The following is a 19,155-nucleotide window of genomic DNA, read 5'->3' on the forward strand; positions in this document are numbered from 1 at the left end:
AAAGCGAAAGCGGCTTGTTAAGCCCCGACAAGCATAAGGCGAACCGAACATGTGGCGCTCTTTGCCACAAGGGCGGTCTGGCTTATCACCTCGAGGGGCTAGCCGCTGGAGCTAGACACAACGCCCATTGAAGCGTTGCTAAATGTAAGTAAGATGAGAGTGAAATGCTCACATTTTGCTAACATTGAGGAAATTAACGGAGGCTTCTCATAAGTTAACAAAACTTGTGAGAAGCCTCTTTTTTATCTAAAATAAAGTAATTAGTTTAATCTATTGAAACTTGATTGTAATGGTGATTTTGCTCTATCATAATAGAATCAACTCTTAAGTTGGTAGCGTTTTCTCGCATTCACGTTATACAAAGAATGAAAAATTGATGGGATTAAGGAAGGGGCTGGATATAAGTATGTATGACAGAAAAACACTAAGTGAAGTTATACCTGGTGATGTTATTCTCCATCCCTTGTATAGAAGCGATGGTTTATTGTTTATTACGAGGTATAAGACGTTTTCTAAATCCATTTATTCACACATTCGAAAGCAATTCAATAGTAAGCTACCTATATTAACGACCTCAATTCCAGTCGATGAAAAACTTCTAGAATCTTTATACAGTGATCCTGATTTTATTCTTTCCTTAAAGAGTGTGTTTGAAATACACAAATCAAACGCACAATCTAATATTCAGTTTCAAGATTTCATTGATTGTTCTTATTTTCACCCTTCCGCTGATATAAAAATAGAGAAGGATACTTCTCAAAAAATTAATTATCCTTTGTTAAATTGGGATATAGTAAATAGCACCTTTGACTCAGAGAGAATAATTAGTAGGGCAAGGGTAGTTAGTGAGAGATTTACAAACATTTTTAAAGAAGATGAATCTTTATATGAACTCTATTTATCCCTTTCGAACTATCATGATGTTCTATACATTCATAGTATTAATACTGCTAGTATTACATTTATGATTGGTTTATCTTTAGAGCTTTCCGATGATGAGTTAATCAACCTTTCCCTTGCTGCATTATTCGCTGATATCGGTTTTATAAATTATTCAGAGAGTGAATTTTCGGATTATTTAAATACGGGCAGATTAGACAAAAAAATGTTTACAGAACATATAAAAGGTTCAGTGGAGATTATTTCAAAATCTAAATTCTGTCGTCAAAAGGATATAGTATATGGTATTTTGGATCACCATGAGGAATATAGTGGAACGGGCTATCCTCATGGCAAAGTATCAGAAGACATTCATCTATTTGGAAGGATTATATCGATAGCTCAGAAATATGATGAATTAGTTGGGGGATACTTACTAGAAGAAATATACTACCCATTTGAGGCACTTGAGTCTATTTGGTATAACAATCATTCGAAATACGATAGTAGAATAATCTATTCGTTTGTAAGTAAATCAAAGATTTATAAGCTTGGTGAAACAATCCAACTCAATCGAGAAACAGTTGGTGAGGTTATCGGTTTTAGTGATTATCTCAATTTTCCATTACATCCAAAAGTCAAGTTAACGAATGGGAAAATTATAGATTTAAAAAATAATAGTGAGGCATTATTTTAGCATGGATTCTATAATATTGGAGCGGTAGGGTGGGAGATGCCTGCTGAGCAGTGGGACAGGTAAGAACCCACAGGTGAAGCCGAGGTGGCTCGCCACCTACTCAGCGGCAAGCGATTATCCTGGAGTGGGAAACTGCCCATTTTTCAAAAGTAAAAGTAGGTATGTTGACGTAGTAAAATAAAGAAGCTTCCCATAAGTTAACCACACTTACGGGAAGCTTTTTTATTTCTTTTGAAAAGGTCCATAATGTGGTCGAAATCTATAGAGAATATTGAATAGGAGTAGGTAATAGGAAATTCTTTATGTTTGTCACTTATTAGTAATAACTTGAATAAAGTAATCATATTTTATACAATGTTAATCGTAACGGTTACGATTTGAGGGTAGAATGACAAATGCTTAAATAATCCATTGTGGGTGTAGGTATTTATTGTAAAGGGTGGCCGTATATCTGTTAAAATGTGGTGCAGCTCTAAGAGGCTAGTAGTGAAGCTTTATATAAAAAGGTAAAATTCAAATAAATCGTTATGTTAGAGATTTTTAACATGTTAGAAGTAGTATATGAAAGGTATTCCTATGTAGACATGTCATTTAGTGATAAGTTGATATGGAGGTTCTAGAATGAACCTAGACCAAGTGTACAGACAGGTTGTTATGGATCACTACAAAAATAAACGTAACTTTTATGAGATGGACGAATACACGCATATAATTCATTACAAAAATCCAACATGTGGTGATGTAATGACCATGTTTGCAAACATTGAAAACGATCATATGAAAGAGCTATCTTTTATCGGAGAAGGTTGTTCGATTAGTATGGCCACTTCGTCCATGTTCACAGAGGTAGTGAAAAATAAAAGTCTAGAAGAGGTATTAGAGATTTCAGATCTATTTGAACAGATGATTATGAGCTGGAGTAAAATAGAGGACGAAAGGTTAATGGACTTAATTAGCCTAGAAGGTGTTCATAGTCTGCCAGCAAGGTACAATTGTGCACTAATGCCGTTTCAAGCATTTAGCAACTTAATACTCGAAAAGGGAGACTAATCAAACGTGAAAAAAGTGGAAGTGTATATATTATCAGGCTTTTTAGGTAGTGGAAAGACGACGCTACTACAAAATTTATTAATTGAAGAGAAAGCCCGTGGAAGAAAAGTGGCCGTATTGATGAATGAATTTGGAGACTTCTCAGTAGACACCAATCTTATTGGGGACCAAACACCCCTTAAGGAGTTACTAAAAGGGTGTATTTGTTGTACGATGAAAGATGAGGTTGAAATTCAACTGCTTTCCTTATATCAAGAACATAAACCAGATGTTATATACATAGAGACAACTGGTGTTGCACATCCAATTGAAGTGTTAGATGCTTGTATATCACCAGTCATTGCACCGTATATAGAAATGAAATCAATTATTACCGTTCTTGATTTGACAAGATGGCAACAGAAAGAGAAATTGAATCCTCAGTATGAAAGACTGTTAGTTGAGCAAGTAAGGCATGGAGATAATTTAATTTTAAATAAATCTGATTTGTTATCAGTCAAGGAATTAGAGAGAGTGAAAGAAGATTTGAAGGAAGTAAACCCGTTCGCAACCATTCATATGACCAATTATTCTCATGTGGATTTATCACAGATTACTCAAAGAGATTCCACGTTTGACAACAAAAAGGAAGAAGTTCATGCCAAAAAGCATTTACAAGTTCAGACCATGACTTATCAATTTACCGTTCCTATTGAAATGGAAAGTCTAATAGAGTGGTTAAAAAATATGCCAGATTCCATTTTTAGAGTGAAAGGCTTTGTTAAAATTGCTTCAGACCCTAATGGGACATATGTAGTGCAGTATGCATACGGTGTTCCAACCTATATGAAGGAGCCAATCAACTTCCCAACAAATATCGTCATTATTGGATCGAATCTGAATAAAGAAGAAATATATCGAGAATTAAACCAATTAGAACAATCGAATAGTAACAAATTGAGTGTGCTTTAATATTTTGTTCAATAGTCCAAATTCCCCTCATCGATTTGGGTTCCATTACTCTAGCATGGACTGTTTTATTAAATGAGTTTGGATGGTTTGTATGGTTGCATAGAAATGCGAGATACTCGATTTTAGTTGCAAATCTCATTCTATCTCGCTCGTTCTTTTTATCTAAAATAATCGCCATAACCAATGACAAAAGAAGCATTATCAAAATTACTTTTGAGTAACAAATCAGAAGTTGCTTTGAATTTATCAAGTAGGTATCTTTGCTTTTAGAAACGAATTATGATTTAATTAATACAAAACAAATCGTAATGATTACTATTATTGGTTGAGGAGGGGTTTATTTTGGCTAAGAAATCGAAGGTAGTCAAGGAAAAGAAGCGGCAAGAACTTGTGGAGAAATATGCTGAATTAAGAAGGGAGTTGAAGGAAAACGGTGATTACGAAGCATTAAGAAAGCTTCCGAGGGATTCTTCTCCAACACGTCTAAAAAATCGTTGTGAAGTAACGGGACGCCCACGAGGGTATCTTAGAAAATTCAAAATGTCCCGGATTGCTTTTCGTGAGTATGCTCATAAAGGACAAATACCAGGTGTAAAAAAATCAAGTTGGTAATTTAAGTTTTATACAAAAATTATATTGGAGGAACATACACATGAAAAAGGGAATACATCCGGATTATCAAAAAGTTGTTTATATGGACACAATAAGCGGTTTTAAGTTTTTATCAGGATCAACATCTAAGCCATCTGAGACGATTGAATGGGATGATGGAAACACATACCCATTAATAAAAATCGAAATCAGTTCAGATACGCATCCATTTTACACCGGTAAACAAAAGTTCTCAGAGCGTGGGGGAAGAGCTGATCGCTTTATGGAAAAATATAACATGAAAAAGAATTAGATTGTATGCTTATAGTGATGAAAAATCGCTATAAGCTCTTTTTAAAGTGACGCAAAGCATATGAGGTGGATGTAGTGAACGAACAGATTATTGAATCATTAATAAAGAGTGTAGTAGCTACCTTGCCAGAAGAGCATCGAGAGCTTTATGAGTATATCGTTGATTTAGAGGATCACTTGGCTCAAGAATCACAAACCTCTCAGGAATTCCTATCACTTCTTGTGAAACACTCTCCGCATAAGCAGGCTGCTATGCACTTTAATCTAGAGTATGGAGAGACGATCAAGCTTATGAGAGATATTGAGAAAGAAATCGATCACCAAATCAATCGAAGATGGGAAAACAGGGTTTGGATCGATTTTACGGAAAAAGTAAGGCAGCAAGAAGGCAAGGAGAATGCAAATCGTACATTATATTTCCTGTCGATTTTGTAGTCATTATATCTGAAGAGGTGAATGTAGATGAATAAAAAAATACCAGTAATTTTTTTAAGTGGATACTTAGGTTCAGGTAAGACTACCCTTTTAAACCATATTTTAACGAATCGAGATGGAGAAAGAATCGCTGTCATTGTTAATGATATGAGTGAAATAAATATCGATGCAGAGCTTGTAAAGCAAGGTGGGGGACTATCTCGAACAGACGAAAAGCTAGTAGAAATGTCTAACGGCTGTATATGTTGTACGTTGAGAGAGGATTTGCTAATTGAAGTAGAAAAATTAGCAAAGCAAGGCGATATTGATAGCATTGTTATCGAGTCCACTGGAATAAGTGAACCTATACCTGTTGCACAAACATTTTCATATATTGATGAAGAGCTAGGAATCGATTTAACTAAGTTTTGCACGTTAGACACAATGGTAACTGTGGTGGATGCTAATCGCTTCTGGAAGGATTTTCGATCAGGTGATTCCTTACTAGATCGAAAAGAAGCGATTAGTCTTGAAGATGAACGTGAAATTTCAGATTTACTCCTCGATCAAATTGAGTTTTGTAATGTGCTCTTATTAAATAAATGTGATTTAGTTGATGCGGAGGAATTAGACAAATTAGAAAGTGTGCTGACTACATTACAGCCAGATGCGAGGATTATTCGTACCGTCTTTGGTAAAGTAAAGCTTGAGGACGTTGTGAAAACAGGTTTGTTTGACTTTGAAAAAGCTAGTTCTTCAGCAGGGTGGCTTAAGGAGTTAACGGCAGGGCATCACAACCATACACCAGAGACAGAGGAATATGGTATTTCTTCCTTCGTTTATTCTCGGCGTTTACCATTCAATTCTGAGCGGTTTGATGATTTTATTCATTCACTGCCAGATAATGTGGTTAGGGCAAAGGGCATCGTATGGTGCGCATCAAGAAATGACCTGGCCATTTTAATGTCTCAAGCAGGGCCATCGGTAACGATTGAACCTATTACCTATTGGGTTGCATCACTATCAGAGGAACAGCAGCAACAAATTAAATTGCAAAATCCAAGTGTTGTAGATGATTGGGATATTGAGTTTGGAGACCGTCATACAAAACTAGTATTCATCGGGATTGATTTAAAACAAGATGAGATTACGAAAAGTTTAGATAAATGTTTGCTTACTGCAGAAGAGTTTGATCAAGATTGGGCATCGATGAGTGATCCATTTGAGTGGAATATAGAAAAGCATAAATAGGTGAATAATATATGATTTTATCTGGATATTCTATACAGCAAAAGTTAGAATCAAATGAATTGTCTATACATCCAATAAATGAAGAGCAGATACAGCCTGCCTCAATTGATTTACGGCTGGGAGAAGACTTCTTAGTTATTGATGAGCACGCTAATCATCATATTTCAATAGATGAGCCTGCGATTTACAGAGAAATCAAAACAAAGGATAAGATTGTTATTCCGCCGCATTCTTTTTTATTAGCAACTACCGTTGAGGTTGTGGAACTACCCAATAACCTTACAGCTTTTGTTGAAGGAAGAAGTTCTATTGGCCGGCTTGGATTGTTTATACAAAATGCAGGGTGGGTCGATCCTGGCTTCAAAGGTCAGATTACACTAGAACTATATAACGCTAACCGTTTGCCTATTGAGTTAACCGTAGGCAGAAGGATATGTCAGTTGGTAATTGCTATGGTTGATCAGGAATCTTTTCCTTATAAAGGGAAATATTTAAACCAAACAGGAGCAACTGCAAGTAGAGTTTATCGTGACACGGAAGTAAAGAAGTAACTCTATTGAATGATTACTAACTATTTCTATATATTATTAATAGATTGTTAGATTTTAAGCGCTAAGGCAATAAAAGAGGTATAGACTACAATAGCAGTCTATACCTCTTTTTTACATGTCTTTTCTGATTTCTCTTACTACGTGTGCGATTTCAGGAATAATGAGCTTAGTCATTGCCAGTTTCACTGCACCACTTGACCCAGGTGTGGAGAAAATAGCTGTATCATTATAGACACCTGCTATTGCTCTACTTAGTATAGCGGCAGACCCAATGTCTTCGGTGTAGCTGAGCATTCTAAATAATTCACCAAAGCCAACAATTTCTTTAGTAATAATACTCTTCACGGTTTCAATCGTAACGTCACGTTTGGCAATACCTGTCCCACCATTTAAAAGAATTACGTCCACATTTTGATCATGACAGCCTTGCAGAATGGATGAGCGTATTTCTTCCACCTCGTCCTTTACGATTTCATAGTTGATGATAGGATGCCCTTTTTCTTCTAAAAACTTGTACATCAACATTCCGCTTTTATCAGTTTCAATCGTTCTCGTATCACTTACAGTAATGATTTTACAGCGTACTTGTTTTGGTGCTTCACTCTTATGTTCAGATACACTCACTCTGATCACCCCAATTTAAAATATAAAGTAAGAAGGAAGTGTTTAGTAGCTTGCAATGTTGATTGTAAAGCCTTGTATGTAGTACGTGGTTATCTAGTGAAATAATACTGCTGGTCCATACTACGGACTCACCGTCAATTCTCTTAGTATTATTCTAAAGAGGAATCTCTTCAAGTTCGTCTATTATCGTACATCCGATTAGATACATAGAAAATTCTATGATAAAGATAGGTCTACATATTAACAGCTTCTTTCAATTATGTATCTTATCATAATGTATATCAGTCGTAAATAGTAATTATTACGATTTACATTGAATATAATAAGAAGGTAGAAGGAAACAAATTTTGGTGGAGGTTAAATGAATGAAGAAGATACCTGTATTTATTTTAAGTGGCTTTTTAGGGAGTGGAAAGACAACACTTCTAAAACAATTACTCCAAACATGTGAAGACAAGGGAATAAACCCTGCAGTATTAATGAATGAGATAGGCAAGACAGATATGGATGGGGAAATCCTTCACGAAAGGAATAAACAACAGATTATTGAAAAATTGTTGGATGGTTGTATTTGCTGCAGTAAGAAAGGCGAAGTTACCGGCTCCATTAAAAGGCTACTCCATAATAAACCAGATGTTATATTTATTGAATTGACGGGTGTAGCGAATCCCGAAGAAGTAGTAGATTCATTGACAGAACCTGAGTTGATAGAATATGTATATTTAGAAAAGGTGATAACGGTCCTCGATGGAGAGAATATCCTTGAGTATAATAGTATTTTTGGGTCTGTTCGAGAGCTAGTTCAAACAACAAGACGGCAAATAGAAGTAGCTGATATTTTAATAGTAAATAAAATCGATTTAATTTCACAGTCTCAAAAGGAGAAGATAAAGAAAGGAATAGAAAAACAAAATACCGTATCGCCTGTTTATTTTACCTCCTATAGTGAAGTGGATCCAAATCTCTTGTTAACAGGTATAAAGGAAGGTGAGGATCAAATATCCTCACATCGAAATAGGCAGTCACCCACTCAGAATGAACATAAGCACCATCACACACATGGGCAAAACAGATCCTATTCACGTATAAATACACTTACATTGGATATTAACCAGCAAGTGAAACCAGCTAAAGTAGATAAATTTCTAAAAAAGTGGCGACCAAACTTGTTGAGAGCAAAAGGGTACATCCCATTGAAGGATGGGTGCTACTTATTACAACATGTGATGAAAAGAACGAACATAGAACGATCAGAACACTTAGGAAAGCACTACTTAGTCATGATTGGAATTGACCTAAATAAAGATGAAGTGAAAAGTGAATGGGCAAAACTAAATAAATAAGTAATCATAACTACACTATGTAGGACGGGGATTCACCAGCATCATAAGTATAAAGATGAAGTAAAAGGGTTTAATTAGCTAGTTTTAATAGTGTGTTTAAGAAAGTATACGAAAAATGGTTAGAGGGATATAAAAATAGGGGATACAATATTTTTATATCCACTAATAACGAACAAAGCTTCCTATCATTTTTCTATAATTATTAGCAAGTTCTATTACAGATTCTTTTATCTGTAAGAAAAGGCATGTTGTTAAGGTAAAAAGTGTAAGTGTGTGAAGGCCAAACATTGCGAATTGATGAGAGGACAGCAAAAGAGTGCTCACATTGTTCAATTTGCTTTATCGGTAATCGATCGATGGTTAGTTGGCTGTCCGAGAATTTTAATTTCCCCTTTTTCATAGAGATCTAAGAAAGCTTCAACTACTTCTTTATCAAATTGTTTTCCTATATTGTTTTTGATTTCAGAAAGAATTTGTTCAATATCAATGGTAGCTCGGTAGATTCTTCTAGAAGTCATGGCATCAAAGGTGTCGGCAACTGACATGATCCGAGCTTCAAGGGGAATTTCGTCGCCGACTAAACCTCGTGGATAGCCTTTTCCATCGTAACGTTCGTGATGATATAATACCATGTCCAAAATTTTGACTTCTCGAAGAAAAGGAATATATTTGAGCATTTTGTAACCTATTTCAGGATGCTTCTTAATGATTTCATACTCTTCTTCAGTTAACCTGGCTGGCTTATTTAAGATGGCTTCTGGAATGCCAATCTTGCCAATATCGTGAAGAAGACCTCCGATGTAAATATGTTGGCACTGGTATTTTGGTAAGCCCATTGCCTTTGCGATTTGTTTTGAATAGATGGCAACGTTTTTGGAATGAAAGGATGTGTATTTATCTCTAGCATCTACTGCTTCTGCCAATGTAGATGTCAAATTGATAATATGTTCGCGTTCTTTTTGAATACTTCGAATGAGTGTATATATGACTAATGACAGGAAAAAATAACCGAACAACCTGAGGATGAATAGTTCGATTGACCAATCATATGCAGAAGAGTTGACTAGCAGGAGAGTAGTAACTGCACCTGATAGGATGAAGTGGGTAATCATGCTTTGGAAGATAACTCCTACCATAATGACAAATGGTACATAAACGATCGTTGTTGTTTGGGAGTTGAAGATGTATCCATCCATAAGTAATCCAAAAAAGAGAGAAAATGTGCCGATAAATAAATATACTGCAGACTTTTCTTTGCCTCTTTCAGGGATGAAATCATATTTATTTACAATGGTTTCAAACATAATTATACCCTCCCCAATTTGATTTCTGTTGATATCTATAGCTTTTTTATTTTCGGTTTTGATTGGAATCAATATTTTTACTTCTTTTTCGACAAATTTAGATGATTATCCTTCTGTGGGGAAAAAAATAGTTATTAGGTGTAGGAGAGGGTGTTTTATAGGCTGAAATAAAAATCGCATTTCAAAAATGGAGTGCGGTTTTTTAGAATTTTACCGCTTTGTCCAAGTCAGGTACAGATAACTCAATATGTGAGAAACTTCTTGGATATGTCATCATGTGCAGTTCCTCCTTTAATTGTATGACAACTCCTATTGTAAAAGCTTATTCTGCTACTTAAAAGAATGCACTTTTAAGGAAGATACTATCCTAAAGGGAAGTAAGGAGTGAAATTCAACTATGTCTAACTCGATTAAAGTAGATGAATACAGGATGCTGAATTGCTCAATTGAATACATGTTACGTAAAACTAGGAGGGAATGGAAGTTCGTGATCCGATGGCATTTAGCCTTCGATGGAAAGTACCGATACAATGAGCTGAGAAGACTCTCCCAGGCATTACCCATAACATGCGTAGTCAGCAGTTTAAGGAGCTTGAACAAAGAAGAGCTTATTGTACGTAAGCCATTTGATGTAATCCCCCCTAAGGTTGAGTACTCCATTTCCGAAAAAGGATTTAAGTTAAAGCCATTATAGAAGAAATGCATAGATGGGGGAGACAACAAGAACACTCAAACGAGATCAAGGGGGAATAATCCTTCTTTTGCAAATAGGCGCGGTTATGAAAATTGCGCTTTTTTCATTTAGACAAAAAATTGGCAGCCCTTGAATGCTAAATAAGGAAAGAAGTCCTAGAAACTATTTCCATAAAAAGACGTAAATACATACATAAACTGGGTATATACAGAAAGGTCATGCTAAAATATGTATGATTCGTAGCTTAGTAGACCACATTTTTACTTGTGATAAGGGGGATATGATGAGGAAGAGAAGTCCTTTCATACTTGTTTTAGTATGCTTGTTGAGCAGTTTTCTATTTTTATCAGCTTGCAGTTCTAATCAGAGTCATTCAGAGGAAAAGGCGGATAAAAAGGAAGAAGACGCATATGCAAAACTAGCGGAAGAAAAAAATAATGAGCTTGAACTTGAGCCTTTGGAGTTAACTTCCTATAGCGAAGAGGTCGGGGCGACTATTAAGGAGCCGGCGTATAAAGAATTTGCAGTTAACGGGAAAGTGGTAGTAGAAGGAATGATTGAGAAACATTCAGAAATAAAAGGAGACTTTATCTGGATTAAGGTTCTTTCAGCTGAAGAAGGACCAGCAGGCAATCAACATGAATACTACACAAAGCTAGAGAATGGGAAGTTTAAGCAGGAAGTTCGCTTTTTTAACGGTGAGGGTGAGTATCGGGTAATGGTACAGGTACCAAGTAAGGATTCGGAGAATTATTATTACGACACCGCTTCCTTCACGGTTCATAACGTAAATCCTAAAATGGAGCGGGACGTGACTTACTCTCCATTTGGTCAAGAGGCTGGAATTAGTCTTGACTTTGAGCAAAGCTATCACGTAAAGCAAGAAGCCTTCACAGTAAGTGGGGATGCGGGCAACTTAACCGATCAAGATACGTTGATGTTACGTCTTGTGAAGGAGTCAGAATCCTGGCAGCATATCCTTCCAATAGAAGATGGGAAGTTCACTTATGCTATCCCTCTGTTTTTTGGAAAGGGTGTTCATGAATTAGAAATCCTCGTACCAGATCAAAATCGAGAAAATTACTATCAACTTGCAACAAAGATATTAATAGATAATGAGTCAAATCGTACGATGGAACCAATTGAATATTCGCGAACCTATCAGGAACGTGGAGTTACATTAGAGTCTCCTCGGTTTGGTGGAGAGAGATCAGAGGGCTTGTATGAAGTAAAAGGGGAAATTGACCCGGCTGCTGAGTTTGGTCCAGAGACAACCCATATCTATGTTACAACGAAAAAAGGGGAGGACGAAGCACTGGACGTTATCCCAGTCGAGGATTTTACCTTTGATGGATCGTTTTATTTACGCTTTGGGCCAGGTACGTATGAAGTAATCTTAAGTGTCCCAGAGATCAAAGAGAAGAATAGTGATCGGTTTAGGTACTTTGGGTTTGCTAAATTCGAGGTAGAGGCAACTAGTAATGATCAGCGAGATTTGTTGCCATCAAGAGGCGTAGAATCCGATGCGCCTGAGATTATCACCTTGTCCAAAAAGCTAACAAATGGAATGAACAGTGACAAAGAAAAGGCCAAGGCAATTTATGATTACGTCACGAAAAATGTGACGTATGATGTAGGCAAGTATGAAAATAAAGAGTACCGCTGGGATGACAGTGCCATAAGGACACTAGAATTAAAATCGGGTGTTTGTCAGGATTATTCCTATCTAGCCGTAGCCCTGCTTCGAGCCAGCAACATGGAAGCAAGAATCATAGAAGGAACTGCATTTGGAGGGTTTTGGCCATCGAATCATGCCTGGGTAGAAGCAAAGGTAAATGGAGAATGGCTAACAATGGATCCAACCTGGGGTGCAGGGTTTATCGAGGACGACCAATTTGTAGCGAAATATAACCCGGAATACTTCGATCCAAATAAAGCAGAATTTGAAAAAACGCATATGCGCAAAGGGGTTCTATATTAAATCAAAAAGGTGCCTGACTCAATTGTTCCAGGCGCCTTTTTGATTTAGTTACGGATAATTATGGTTGTTTTGAAAAAATTCGGGACGAGGAACCCGACCCCATGTCCCGCTTGAAATCAGTATATAATTATTTTATTATATAAGAAGGCGCTAATATAGAAAAACAATGATATTTAGTTAGGAGGTGAATAGATGGAAGTTGAAAAGGTGGCGAATATCTTAAAATTGCTTGGGGATAAAACGAGACTGACCATGATGGGACTATTGCTTGAGAATGAATGCTGTGTTTGTGAATTTGTGGAGATTTTCCAAATGAGTCAGCCAGCGATTAGCCAGCATCTGAGGAAATTAAAGGACAGCGGGCTGGTGAAGGAAAAAAGGAGAAGTCAATGGGTGATCTACTCGTTGAATCCTGAGAGTGAATACTATGGTTTGCTTAAAGATCTCCTACAGCATATTCCAGATCAAAAAGAGAAGCTGGATGAATTAGACCGTAAAGGGTTAAGAATTAGTTGTGAATAGGGCGAACTTTTTTGTAGTGGTTTGAGCTTCCATTACAACCATTCGTACGTACTCACGTATGGTTATTCCTTTTATAAATAAAAAGCCGTTTAGCAAATCAAACTACGATGACCCTATATGCTCTCTATTATAGGAGAGTAAGGGCATGCTAGACCTGTTAACGTAATGTGTTTGAAGAATGCAGCTAAGCAGCAAACCACTTGTCTATAAGGAAAATAGAGATTGAACGAAACGGTGTACGATGAAGAATAGAGCTCATAGAGACTTCTTTGGGCCATTTCTGTTGACTGATAAAGGGAGTGTTGAAGATGAAGAAGGTAGAAGTATATGATCCAGCGCTTTGTTGTCCTACGGGAGTATGTGGACCAAGTGTAGATCCAGAATTAACAAGAATGGCGACAGCAGTATTTATTTTAGAGAAAAAAGGATATGACATTAAGCGCTTTAACCTTGCGAGTGAACCGGCAAAGTTTGCTGAAAATAAAACGGTGAACAATTATCTTCATGAAAAGGGCCCGGATGCTCTTCCTTTAACCTTAGTAGATGGGGAAATAGTGCAAGCAGGAACCTATCCTTCAAATCAACAACTTGCAGAATGGTTTGAAGTATCTGTTGAAGAATTAGAAAAAAAGAAAAGCAATAACCGAATAAATCTAATTTAGGAGGGGTGAATGATGTTTCAATCATTTGATCCTAAGATCACGATAGGTACTCCCTATCTTTTCTTTACAGGTAAGGGTGGAGTGGGGAAAACTTCAACGGCCTGTGCGACAGCGGTTTATTTAGCAGATGATGGAAAAAAAGTACTGCTTGTTAGTACAGATCCAGCTTCTAATTTGCAGGATGTGTTAAAGGTGGAGCTGTCAAATCTTCCTCAAGAAGTGCCTGCAGTCCCAAATCTCCATGCCTGCAACCTAGATCCTGAAGAAGCGGCTCGAACATACCGTGAAAAAGTAGTGGGACCGTATCGAGGGGTATTACCTGAAAGTGTGGTAACGACAATGGAGGAGCAAATGTCAGGTGCTTGTACAGTCGAGATTGCTGCCTTCGATGAATTTACGAGCTTACTTGCCGATCCAAAAGTAACAGGCAGCTACGATCATATCATTTTTGATACCGCGCCAACTGGACATACGTTGCGCCTGCTTCAGCTTCCAACAGCATGGACTCATTTTTTAGAGGAGAGTACACATGGAGCTTCTTGCCTGGGCCCGTTATCAGGTCTAGGCGACAAAAAGGATCTCTATCAAAAAACGATGGAAGCTTTATCAGATTCTAAGCAAACGATGCTTATGTTAGTTGCAAGACCAGATGAGTCATCATTAATTGAAGCAAACCGAGCGGCTGGAGAGTTGCGTGAGATTGGAATTGAAAATCAAACATTAATCGTGAATGGTCTCATGAAAGACTATGTACCCGATGATGAAGTATCGTCGTTCTTTTATACGAAACAGCAGCTGGCGATCCGAACGCTACCCGCACAGCTTAAACAAGGGAAAATCTACTCCTTACCATATGTATCTTACTCGTTAACGGGAACAGAAAGCTTACGTACTTTATTAAAGGGTGTTTCCTTGCCATCTGCCGAGTCGGTATCTTATATTCGAAATTCACAAGAACGTCTGCCGGAGTTAAAGGACTTGATTGATGAACTGTCTCATCAGAATAAGCGAGTGATTTTCACAATGGGGAAAGGGGGTGTAGGAAAAACATCAATCGCCTCTGCGATTGCTGTTGGTCTAGTAGAGAAAGGACACAACGTTCTTTTAACGACGACGGATCCAGCTGCACACGTTGCCCACATCTTTAAGGATCACCACATTTCCGAAAGTTTAACGATTAGCCAGATTGATCCAAAGCAGGAAGTGATGAATTATAAGGAAGAGGTATTGGCGAATGCAGGAAAGGATCTTGATGAGGACGGTATAGCATACTTAGAGGAGGACTTAAACTCTCCGTGTACGGAGGAAATCGCAGTATTCCGTGCATTTGCTGATGTGGTCGATCAATCAGAGAATCAGATTGTCGTCATAGATACAGCACCTACCGGACACACATTATTACTTCTAGATGCTGCACAGTCTTATCATAAAGAGCTTTCTCGTTCGACAGGAGAGGTACCTGATCGTGTTAAAAAGCTATTGCCTAGATTAAGAAATCCAAACGAGACCAGTGTCGTCATTGTTACATTAGCAGAAGCAACACCTGTATTAGAAGCTAGCCGCTTACAGGATGATCTAAAGCGAGCGAATATTCATCCAAGTTGGTGGGTTATTAACCAAAGCTTATATGCCACACAGACAAAGGATCCGGTCTTGATGGGTAGAGCGATTTCAGAAGTGGAATGGATTCAAGAAGTAGAAAGTTTATCAGAGAAGTGCGCTATTGTTCCCATTATCAATGAGGAGAAATTAGGTTATTTACAAATCAAAAATTTCTTAACGAAATGAAAGGAGATACACATGCAAATTACGAATGAAGCAAGAGAAATGTTAAAAAAAGTATTAGCTGAACGAAATTCCGATAATATTCGTGTCTATTTCGCTGGCTATGGCTGAGGAAGCCCACAAGTAGGTCTGGCTCTGGAGGAGCCAGAAAAAGAAGACAAACTAGTCGTAATCAATGAAATCAAGGTAGCAATTGACCCGATGATTGAAAATCATATACAAGAACTTGTATTAGGAATGAATGAAGAACAAACAGCGCTCGTGCTAGTTGGAAACGAAAGCGACTGTTGCTAAAGGAGGACTTCAAATGAGCGAAACGAAGTATCAAGCTTTAATTAAGGATCGTATTTTCATCGGTGGTGCAGATCAAGTAGGGGAAGTAGTGAAAAATGAAAAAGTGGATGTGATTTATGATCTACGTGCAGAAGCTTCCACACAGGATTTTCCATTTAACCGAATCCATACTCCAATAGTAGATGATGAGGGTGCTCAAGAGGAGTCAGTAAAAAAAGCAATCGAAGAAGTCGTAAAGTCATATAAAGACGAGAAAAAGATATACTTCCATTGTGGAGGCGGAAGCAATCGTACGGGGACAGTGGCGATTGGAGCATTGCTCGAGCTTGGCAAAGCAGAAACCATTCAACAAGCAGAAGGAATCGCTACATCCACCCGCCCAAAAATTAACGTAAAACCAGAAATGAAAGCCATACTAAAGAAAATCTACCCGAACGCATAATAAAACACTTCTGGGACAAGTGGGACAAGGGGTCGGGTCCCTACGTCCCAACTATTTGTCTATATGAGTAACCCCACCTTCTGTTAACCACTTATCGATCGCCTCTTTTGAAAAGTATATTTTTTTATCAATCTTTATATAGGGAAGTTCACTTGTGGTGAAACCATTTCCTGCTCCGACGGGCCCTAATTTAATGACTTCTTCTATACTTATTCCTAGATAAGTTGCTAACTCTTTTTGAGTTAATAGTTTCTTTTCATTTTCGTTTAGAGTATTTTCCTCTTGAGTATGTTCTACTGATTGGGGAATCATCCCATTAGATATCAGCCAACTGCCTATCACGATTGATACGGCTAAGCTAAAGATTGAAAATGCGGTTAGATTATTTTTCATTACGATCTCCTAAAATAGTCCTCTTTTTTGATACTTTCACGTATTCGAACGAGAAACTTACCCTATGTCCCATACTGTGTAACGCTTAGTTTGATAAAATAAGTGGCTGCCCCTTTTTTCCACACTGCATCAACGACTAAATAAACAAACCCCTCATCCCAAGTATTAAAGGGAGCTGAAAATCCTTCCTCTTCAAGCAATTTTTTTCTTTTTTGTTTTGGAATATCCCACTCACTTACAGTCAGTTTCATTGGTGAATGTTCAGATTGGAAATTTACTTGTATTTGATCAAACTCATTTACACTCAGAGCCGGTTCCGGATCAAGTAAATGTTCAGGACTAGTGAATTCTACATCCGTTCCGTGCCATTCATAAGCACCGATATGTACAGGAATTACTCTGTTATTTACTTCAATAATTGGTAAGGGTGGCTTTTCTTGTTGGTATTGCTTGTATTCATCTGCAAAGAAGATTAGTAGTACAACACCAACAGTCATAATTGCAAATTGAATTACCTTTTTTGACATTAGGGCCCTCCATTTTCTTTTGAGTTCTTGCTCATTATTTAAAAACTAGGAATATGAAGAAAGTGAAAAAGATAATGATATCAGAATATTAACTCGATTATACCACTAAAAATTCCAAATTATAGGTTTAAGTGCGGAACAAGGAACCCAGTCCCTCGTCCTTTCCTTAATTGTAATAATTACGATTTATATTGACTCTCATACGTAAAGGAGATATATTAGTGAGTGCAAATCATAATCTTTACGATTTAAAACACGTTGTTGGGACAAGGAACCTGACCCTAAGTCCCTTTAGGAGATGAAAACATGTTAAAAAAGAATATATTCCTTCTTATCGTTATTCTCGCTAGTCTTGTAGTTTCGGCTTGTAGCAATCAGAAGGGTAGTGGTAGTGAGGAAAGTAAGGGAAAATCATCTTCAGCTACTGAAGAAAAATCTGTCACATTATTGTTTAGCTTTGCTTCTGAAACCATCGACCCGCATCAAGATTGGATTGGTGTAAGGGCCGGGATTGCAGAGACGTTAGTAAAAATAGATGAAAACCTTGATATCCAGCCTTGGTTAGCGGAGTCATGGGAACGAAAAGATGATAGAACTTGGACTTTTACATTAAGGGAAGGGATGACATTCCATGATGGAACCCCTGTGGATGGACAAGCAGTTAAAGCCTCATTTGAACGACTATTAAGTGTAAATGAAGCTATTGGAGCTAGCTTGAAAATAGAATCAATGGAAGCAAGTGGACAAGAAATCACATTTGTTACACAGGATGTATACCCTGCCTTCTTGTCAGAGCTTGTACATACTAATGCCTCTATTGTAAAAGTAGATTCAGAGAATATGGAAAAAAGTCCAATTGCAACAGGACCATTTAAGGTAGTAGATTTTATCCCTGAATCAGAAATTAAGCTTGAGAGATATGAAGAATACTGGGATGGGGCAGCTAAGCTTGATCAAGTGTCTATTAAGTTTAATACGGATGGAAATGTACGGGCATTAGCTCTTCAATCGGGCGAAGCGGACATTGCTTACCATTTACCTCCTGAAGCTTTGGAGCCAATTGAAAGTAGTGACACCTTTCGAGTTGAGTCAGTACCTAGCTTACGTGTTCACTTTTTCCTTTATAATGCGGCTAAGCCAGCGCTACAAGATATAAAGGTGCGAAAAGCATTAGATTTACTAACTAATCGACCTGTTATGGTAAATGAAATTATGAACGGCCATGCTACAGCCGCAAGTGGACCGTTTAATCCTTCTCTTCCATTTGCTTCAGAGCTTGATCCAAATAGCTACAATCCAGATGAAGCTGAAGAATTATTAAAAGAAGCTGGATATATGAAGAATAAGGATGGAAAGCTTGAGAAAGATGGGGAAACGCTACAGTTCACACTTGCAACCTATCAAGGAAGACCGGAGCTACCATTAATGGCTCAATATTTGCAAGCGGAAGCCGCGAATATTGGTATCGATATCGATGTGGTCACAGTTGAAAATATAGACAGCTATTTATGGGAACAACAACAGGATTGGGATATCGTAACGTACTCGAACCTAACCGCTCCAAGAGGAGATGGCGGATATTTCTTTAACGTTGCTTATTTACCAGATGGCTCGTTAAACCCAGGTCAAATTAATATCCCGGAAATTAATGAGTTAGCCATCCAACTAAACAAAACAGCAGATATGCAAGAACGGATTTCTTTACAAAAAAACGCAGTGGAAATTGTTCAGGAGCAGCTTCATCACTCCTATATTTTACATCCACATATTATTGTAGGTGTAAATGAACGGGTGAAAAACTGGAGTCCAGGTTCTGAGGAATATTATTTAATTACAAATTTAATGGATGTTGAATAAGAAATGGTGGAAGCGTCTATGATGCTTTCAC

At 37.5% G+C, this 19,155-nt stretch carries 20 protein-coding genes; 16 read left to right on the forward strand and 4 right to left on the reverse strand.

All coding sequences use genetic code 11. The features are described 5' to 3' along the window. The first annotated feature begins 376 nt into the window (after nucleotides 1–376). The 8 genes from LS684_RS01815 (at nucleotide 377) to dcd (ending at nucleotide 6,696) form a co-directional block, all read left to right on the forward strand. Complete coding sequence (locus LS684_RS01815) at nucleotides 377–1,576, forward strand: HD-GYP domain-containing protein (RefSeq protein ID WP_233809376.1); 1,200 nt, start codon at nucleotides 377–379, stop codon at nucleotides 1,574–1,576. A 621-nt stretch (nucleotides 1,577–2,197) separates the two neighbouring features. Continuing rightward, complete coding sequence (sufU, locus tag LS684_RS01820) at nucleotides 2,198–2,626, forward strand: Fe-S cluster assembly sulfur transfer protein SufU (protein WP_233809378.1); 429 nt, start codon at nucleotides 2,198–2,200, stop codon at nucleotides 2,624–2,626. A gap of 6 nt (nucleotides 2,627–2,632) precedes the next feature. Next, nucleotides 2,633–3,577: a CobW family GTP-binding protein gene (locus tag LS684_RS01825; protein WP_233809380.1), complete on the forward strand. Its 945-nt coding sequence runs from the start codon at nucleotides 2,633–2,635 to the stop codon at nucleotides 3,575–3,577. 342 nt (nucleotides 3,578–3,919) lie between these two features. Continuing rightward, the gene (gene rpsN, locus LS684_RS01830) at nucleotides 3,920–4,189 is read left to right on the forward strand and encodes a 30S ribosomal protein S14 (RefSeq protein WP_233809382.1); all 270 of its coding nucleotides are present in this window, start codon (nucleotides 3,920–3,922) and stop codon (nucleotides 4,187–4,189) included. A gap of 40 nt (nucleotides 4,190–4,229) precedes the next feature. Further along, complete coding sequence (locus LS684_RS01835; RefSeq protein WP_233809384.1) at nucleotides 4,230–4,481, forward strand: type B 50S ribosomal protein L31; 252 nt, start codon at nucleotides 4,230–4,232, stop codon at nucleotides 4,479–4,481. 74 nt (nucleotides 4,482–4,555) lie between these two features. Next, the gene (locus LS684_RS01840; RefSeq protein ID WP_233809386.1) at nucleotides 4,556–4,915 is read left to right on the forward strand and encodes a hypothetical protein; all 360 of its coding nucleotides are present in this window, start codon (nucleotides 4,556–4,558) and stop codon (nucleotides 4,913–4,915) included. A 27-nt stretch (nucleotides 4,916–4,942) separates the two neighbouring features. Next, nucleotides 4,943–6,145, forward strand: a complete 1,203-nt coding sequence (locus LS684_RS01845; RefSeq protein ID WP_233809388.1) for a GTP-binding protein — start codon at nucleotides 4,943–4,945, stop codon at nucleotides 6,143–6,145. A gap of 11 nt (nucleotides 6,146–6,156) precedes the next feature. Further along, entirely contained in the window at nucleotides 6,157–6,696 is a 540-nt protein-coding gene (gene dcd, locus LS684_RS01850) for a dCTP deaminase (protein WP_233809390.1), read from the forward strand. A gap of 111 nt (nucleotides 6,697–6,807) precedes the next feature. On the opposite strand, the gene LS684_RS01855 is transcribed toward dcd, so the two are convergent. Beyond that, entirely contained in the window at nucleotides 6,808–7,320 is a 513-nt protein-coding gene (locus LS684_RS01855; RefSeq protein WP_233809392.1) for a MogA/MoaB family molybdenum cofactor biosynthesis protein, read from the reverse strand. A gap of 365 nt (nucleotides 7,321–7,685) precedes the next feature. Here LS684_RS01855 and LS684_RS01860 point away from each other — a divergent pair, with 365 nt between their 5' ends. After that, complete coding sequence (locus LS684_RS01860; protein WP_233809394.1) at nucleotides 7,686–8,663, forward strand: CobW family GTP-binding protein; 978 nt, start codon at nucleotides 7,686–7,688, stop codon at nucleotides 8,661–8,663. A gap of 329 nt (nucleotides 8,664–8,992) precedes the next feature. Here LS684_RS01860 and LS684_RS01865 read toward each other — a convergent pair whose 3' ends face one another. Next, nucleotides 8,993–9,967 carry an HD-GYP domain-containing protein gene (locus LS684_RS01865; RefSeq protein ID WP_233809396.1) on the reverse strand — a complete coding sequence of 325 codons (975 nt, stop codon included), beginning with the start codon at nucleotides 9,965–9,967 and terminating at the stop codon, nucleotides 8,993–8,995. A 487-nt stretch (nucleotides 9,968–10,454) separates the two neighbouring features. Here LS684_RS01865 and LS684_RS01870 point away from each other — a divergent pair, with 487 nt between their 5' ends. From LS684_RS01870 to LS684_RS01895, 6 genes are all read left to right on the forward strand, one after another. After that, on the forward strand, nucleotides 10,455–10,661 hold the full coding sequence (locus LS684_RS01870; protein WP_233809398.1) for a winged helix-turn-helix transcriptional regulator: 207 nt from the start codon (nucleotides 10,455–10,457) through the stop codon (nucleotides 10,659–10,661). A 280-nt stretch (nucleotides 10,662–10,941) separates the two neighbouring features. Beyond that, entirely contained in the window at nucleotides 10,942–12,642 is a 1,701-nt protein-coding gene (locus LS684_RS01875; RefSeq protein ID WP_233809400.1) for a transglutaminase domain-containing protein, read from the forward strand. Nucleotides 12,643–12,834: 192 nt separating this feature from the next. Continuing rightward, the gene (locus LS684_RS01880) at nucleotides 12,835–13,164 is read left to right on the forward strand and encodes an ArsR/SmtB family transcription factor (RefSeq protein ID WP_233809402.1); all 330 of its coding nucleotides are present in this window, start codon (nucleotides 12,835–12,837) and stop codon (nucleotides 13,162–13,164) included. Between the two features lie 308 nt (nucleotides 13,165–13,472). Beyond that, nucleotides 13,473–13,826, forward strand: coding sequence for an arsenite efflux transporter metallochaperone ArsD (gene arsD / locus LS684_RS01885; RefSeq protein WP_233809404.1), 354 nt, complete (start codon nucleotides 13,473–13,475; stop codon nucleotides 13,824–13,826). A gap of 12 nt (nucleotides 13,827–13,838) precedes the next feature. Beyond that, nucleotides 13,839–15,614: an arsenical pump-driving ATPase gene (gene arsA / locus LS684_RS01890; RefSeq protein ID WP_233811517.1), complete on the forward strand. Its 1,776-nt coding sequence runs from the start codon at nucleotides 13,839–13,841 to the stop codon at nucleotides 15,612–15,614. A 304-nt stretch (nucleotides 15,615–15,918) separates the two neighbouring features. Then, nucleotides 15,919–16,347 carry a protein-tyrosine phosphatase family protein gene (locus tag LS684_RS01895; RefSeq protein ID WP_233809406.1) on the forward strand — a complete coding sequence of 143 codons (429 nt, stop codon included), beginning with the start codon at nucleotides 15,919–15,921 and terminating at the stop codon, nucleotides 16,345–16,347. Between the two features lie 51 nt (nucleotides 16,348–16,398). Here LS684_RS01895 and LS684_RS01900 read toward each other — a convergent pair whose 3' ends face one another. Both LS684_RS01900 and LS684_RS01905 read right to left on the reverse strand, forming a co-directional pair. After that, nucleotides 16,399–16,740 carry a helix-turn-helix domain-containing protein gene (locus LS684_RS01900; RefSeq protein WP_233809408.1) on the reverse strand — a complete coding sequence of 114 codons (342 nt, stop codon included), beginning with the start codon at nucleotides 16,738–16,740 and terminating at the stop codon, nucleotides 16,399–16,401. A gap of 62 nt (nucleotides 16,741–16,802) precedes the next feature. After that, the gene (locus tag LS684_RS01905) at nucleotides 16,803–17,267 is read right to left on the reverse strand and encodes a hypothetical protein (protein ID WP_233809410.1); all 465 of its coding nucleotides are present in this window, start codon (nucleotides 17,265–17,267) and stop codon (nucleotides 16,803–16,805) included. A 306-nt stretch (nucleotides 17,268–17,573) separates the two neighbouring features. Between LS684_RS01905 and nikA the strand changes: the two genes are divergently transcribed. Then, complete coding sequence (gene nikA, locus LS684_RS01910; protein WP_233809412.1) at nucleotides 17,574–19,124, forward strand: nickel ABC transporter substrate-binding protein; 1,551 nt, start codon at nucleotides 17,574–17,576, stop codon at nucleotides 19,122–19,124. Nucleotides 19,125–19,155 lie beyond the last annotated feature (31 nt).

This window comes from Cytobacillus spongiae, from assembly GCF_021390075.1.

Excerpts from the sequence above, each read along its gene's own strand:
- LS684_RS01815 (WP_233809376.1), top strand. The coding sequence starts at position 377 with ATGGGATTAAGGAAGGGGCTGGATATAAGTATGTATGACAGAAAAACA.
- sufU (WP_233809378.1), top strand. The coding sequence starts at position 2,198 with ATGAACCTAGACCAAGTGTACAGACAGGTTGTTATGGATCACTACAAA.
- LS684_RS01835 (WP_233809384.1), top strand. The coding sequence starts at position 4,230 with ATGAAAAAGGGAATACATCCGGATTATCAAAAAGTTGTTTATATGGAC.
- LS684_RS01845 (WP_233809388.1), top strand. The coding sequence starts at position 4,943 with ATGAATAAAAAAATACCAGTAATTTTTTTAAGTGGATACTTAGGTTCA.
- dcd (WP_233809390.1), top strand. The coding sequence starts at position 6,157 with ATGATTTTATCTGGATATTCTATACAGCAAAAGTTAGAATCAAATGAA.
- LS684_RS01860 (WP_233809394.1), top strand. The coding sequence starts at position 7,686 with ATGAAGAAGATACCTGTATTTATTTTAAGTGGCTTTTTAGGGAGTGGA.
- LS684_RS01865 (WP_233809396.1), bottom strand. The coding sequence starts at position 9,967 with ATGTTTGAAACCATTGTAAATAAATATGATTTCATCCCTGAAAGAGGC.
- LS684_RS01875 (WP_233809400.1), top strand. The coding sequence starts at position 10,942 with ATGATGAGGAAGAGAAGTCCTTTCATACTTGTTTTAGTATGCTTGTTG.
- LS684_RS01880 (WP_233809402.1), top strand. The coding sequence starts at position 12,835 with ATGGAAGTTGAAAAGGTGGCGAATATCTTAAAATTGCTTGGGGATAAA.
- arsD (WP_233809404.1), top strand. The coding sequence starts at position 13,473 with ATGAAGAAGGTAGAAGTATATGATCCAGCGCTTTGTTGTCCTACGGGA.
- arsA (WP_233811517.1), top strand. The coding sequence starts at position 13,839 with ATGTTTCAATCATTTGATCCTAAGATCACGATAGGTACTCCCTATCTT.
- LS684_RS01895 (WP_233809406.1), top strand. The coding sequence starts at position 15,919 with ATGAGCGAAACGAAGTATCAAGCTTTAATTAAGGATCGTATTTTCATC.
- LS684_RS01900 (WP_233809408.1), bottom strand. The coding sequence starts at position 16,740 with ATGAAAAATAATCTAACCGCATTTTCAATCTTTAGCTTAGCCGTATCA.
- LS684_RS01905 (WP_233809410.1), bottom strand. The coding sequence starts at position 17,267 with ATGTCAAAAAAGGTAATTCAATTTGCAATTATGACTGTTGGTGTTGTA.
- nikA (WP_233809412.1), top strand. The coding sequence starts at position 17,574 with ATGTTAAAAAAGAATATATTCCTTCTTATCGTTATTCTCGCTAGTCTT.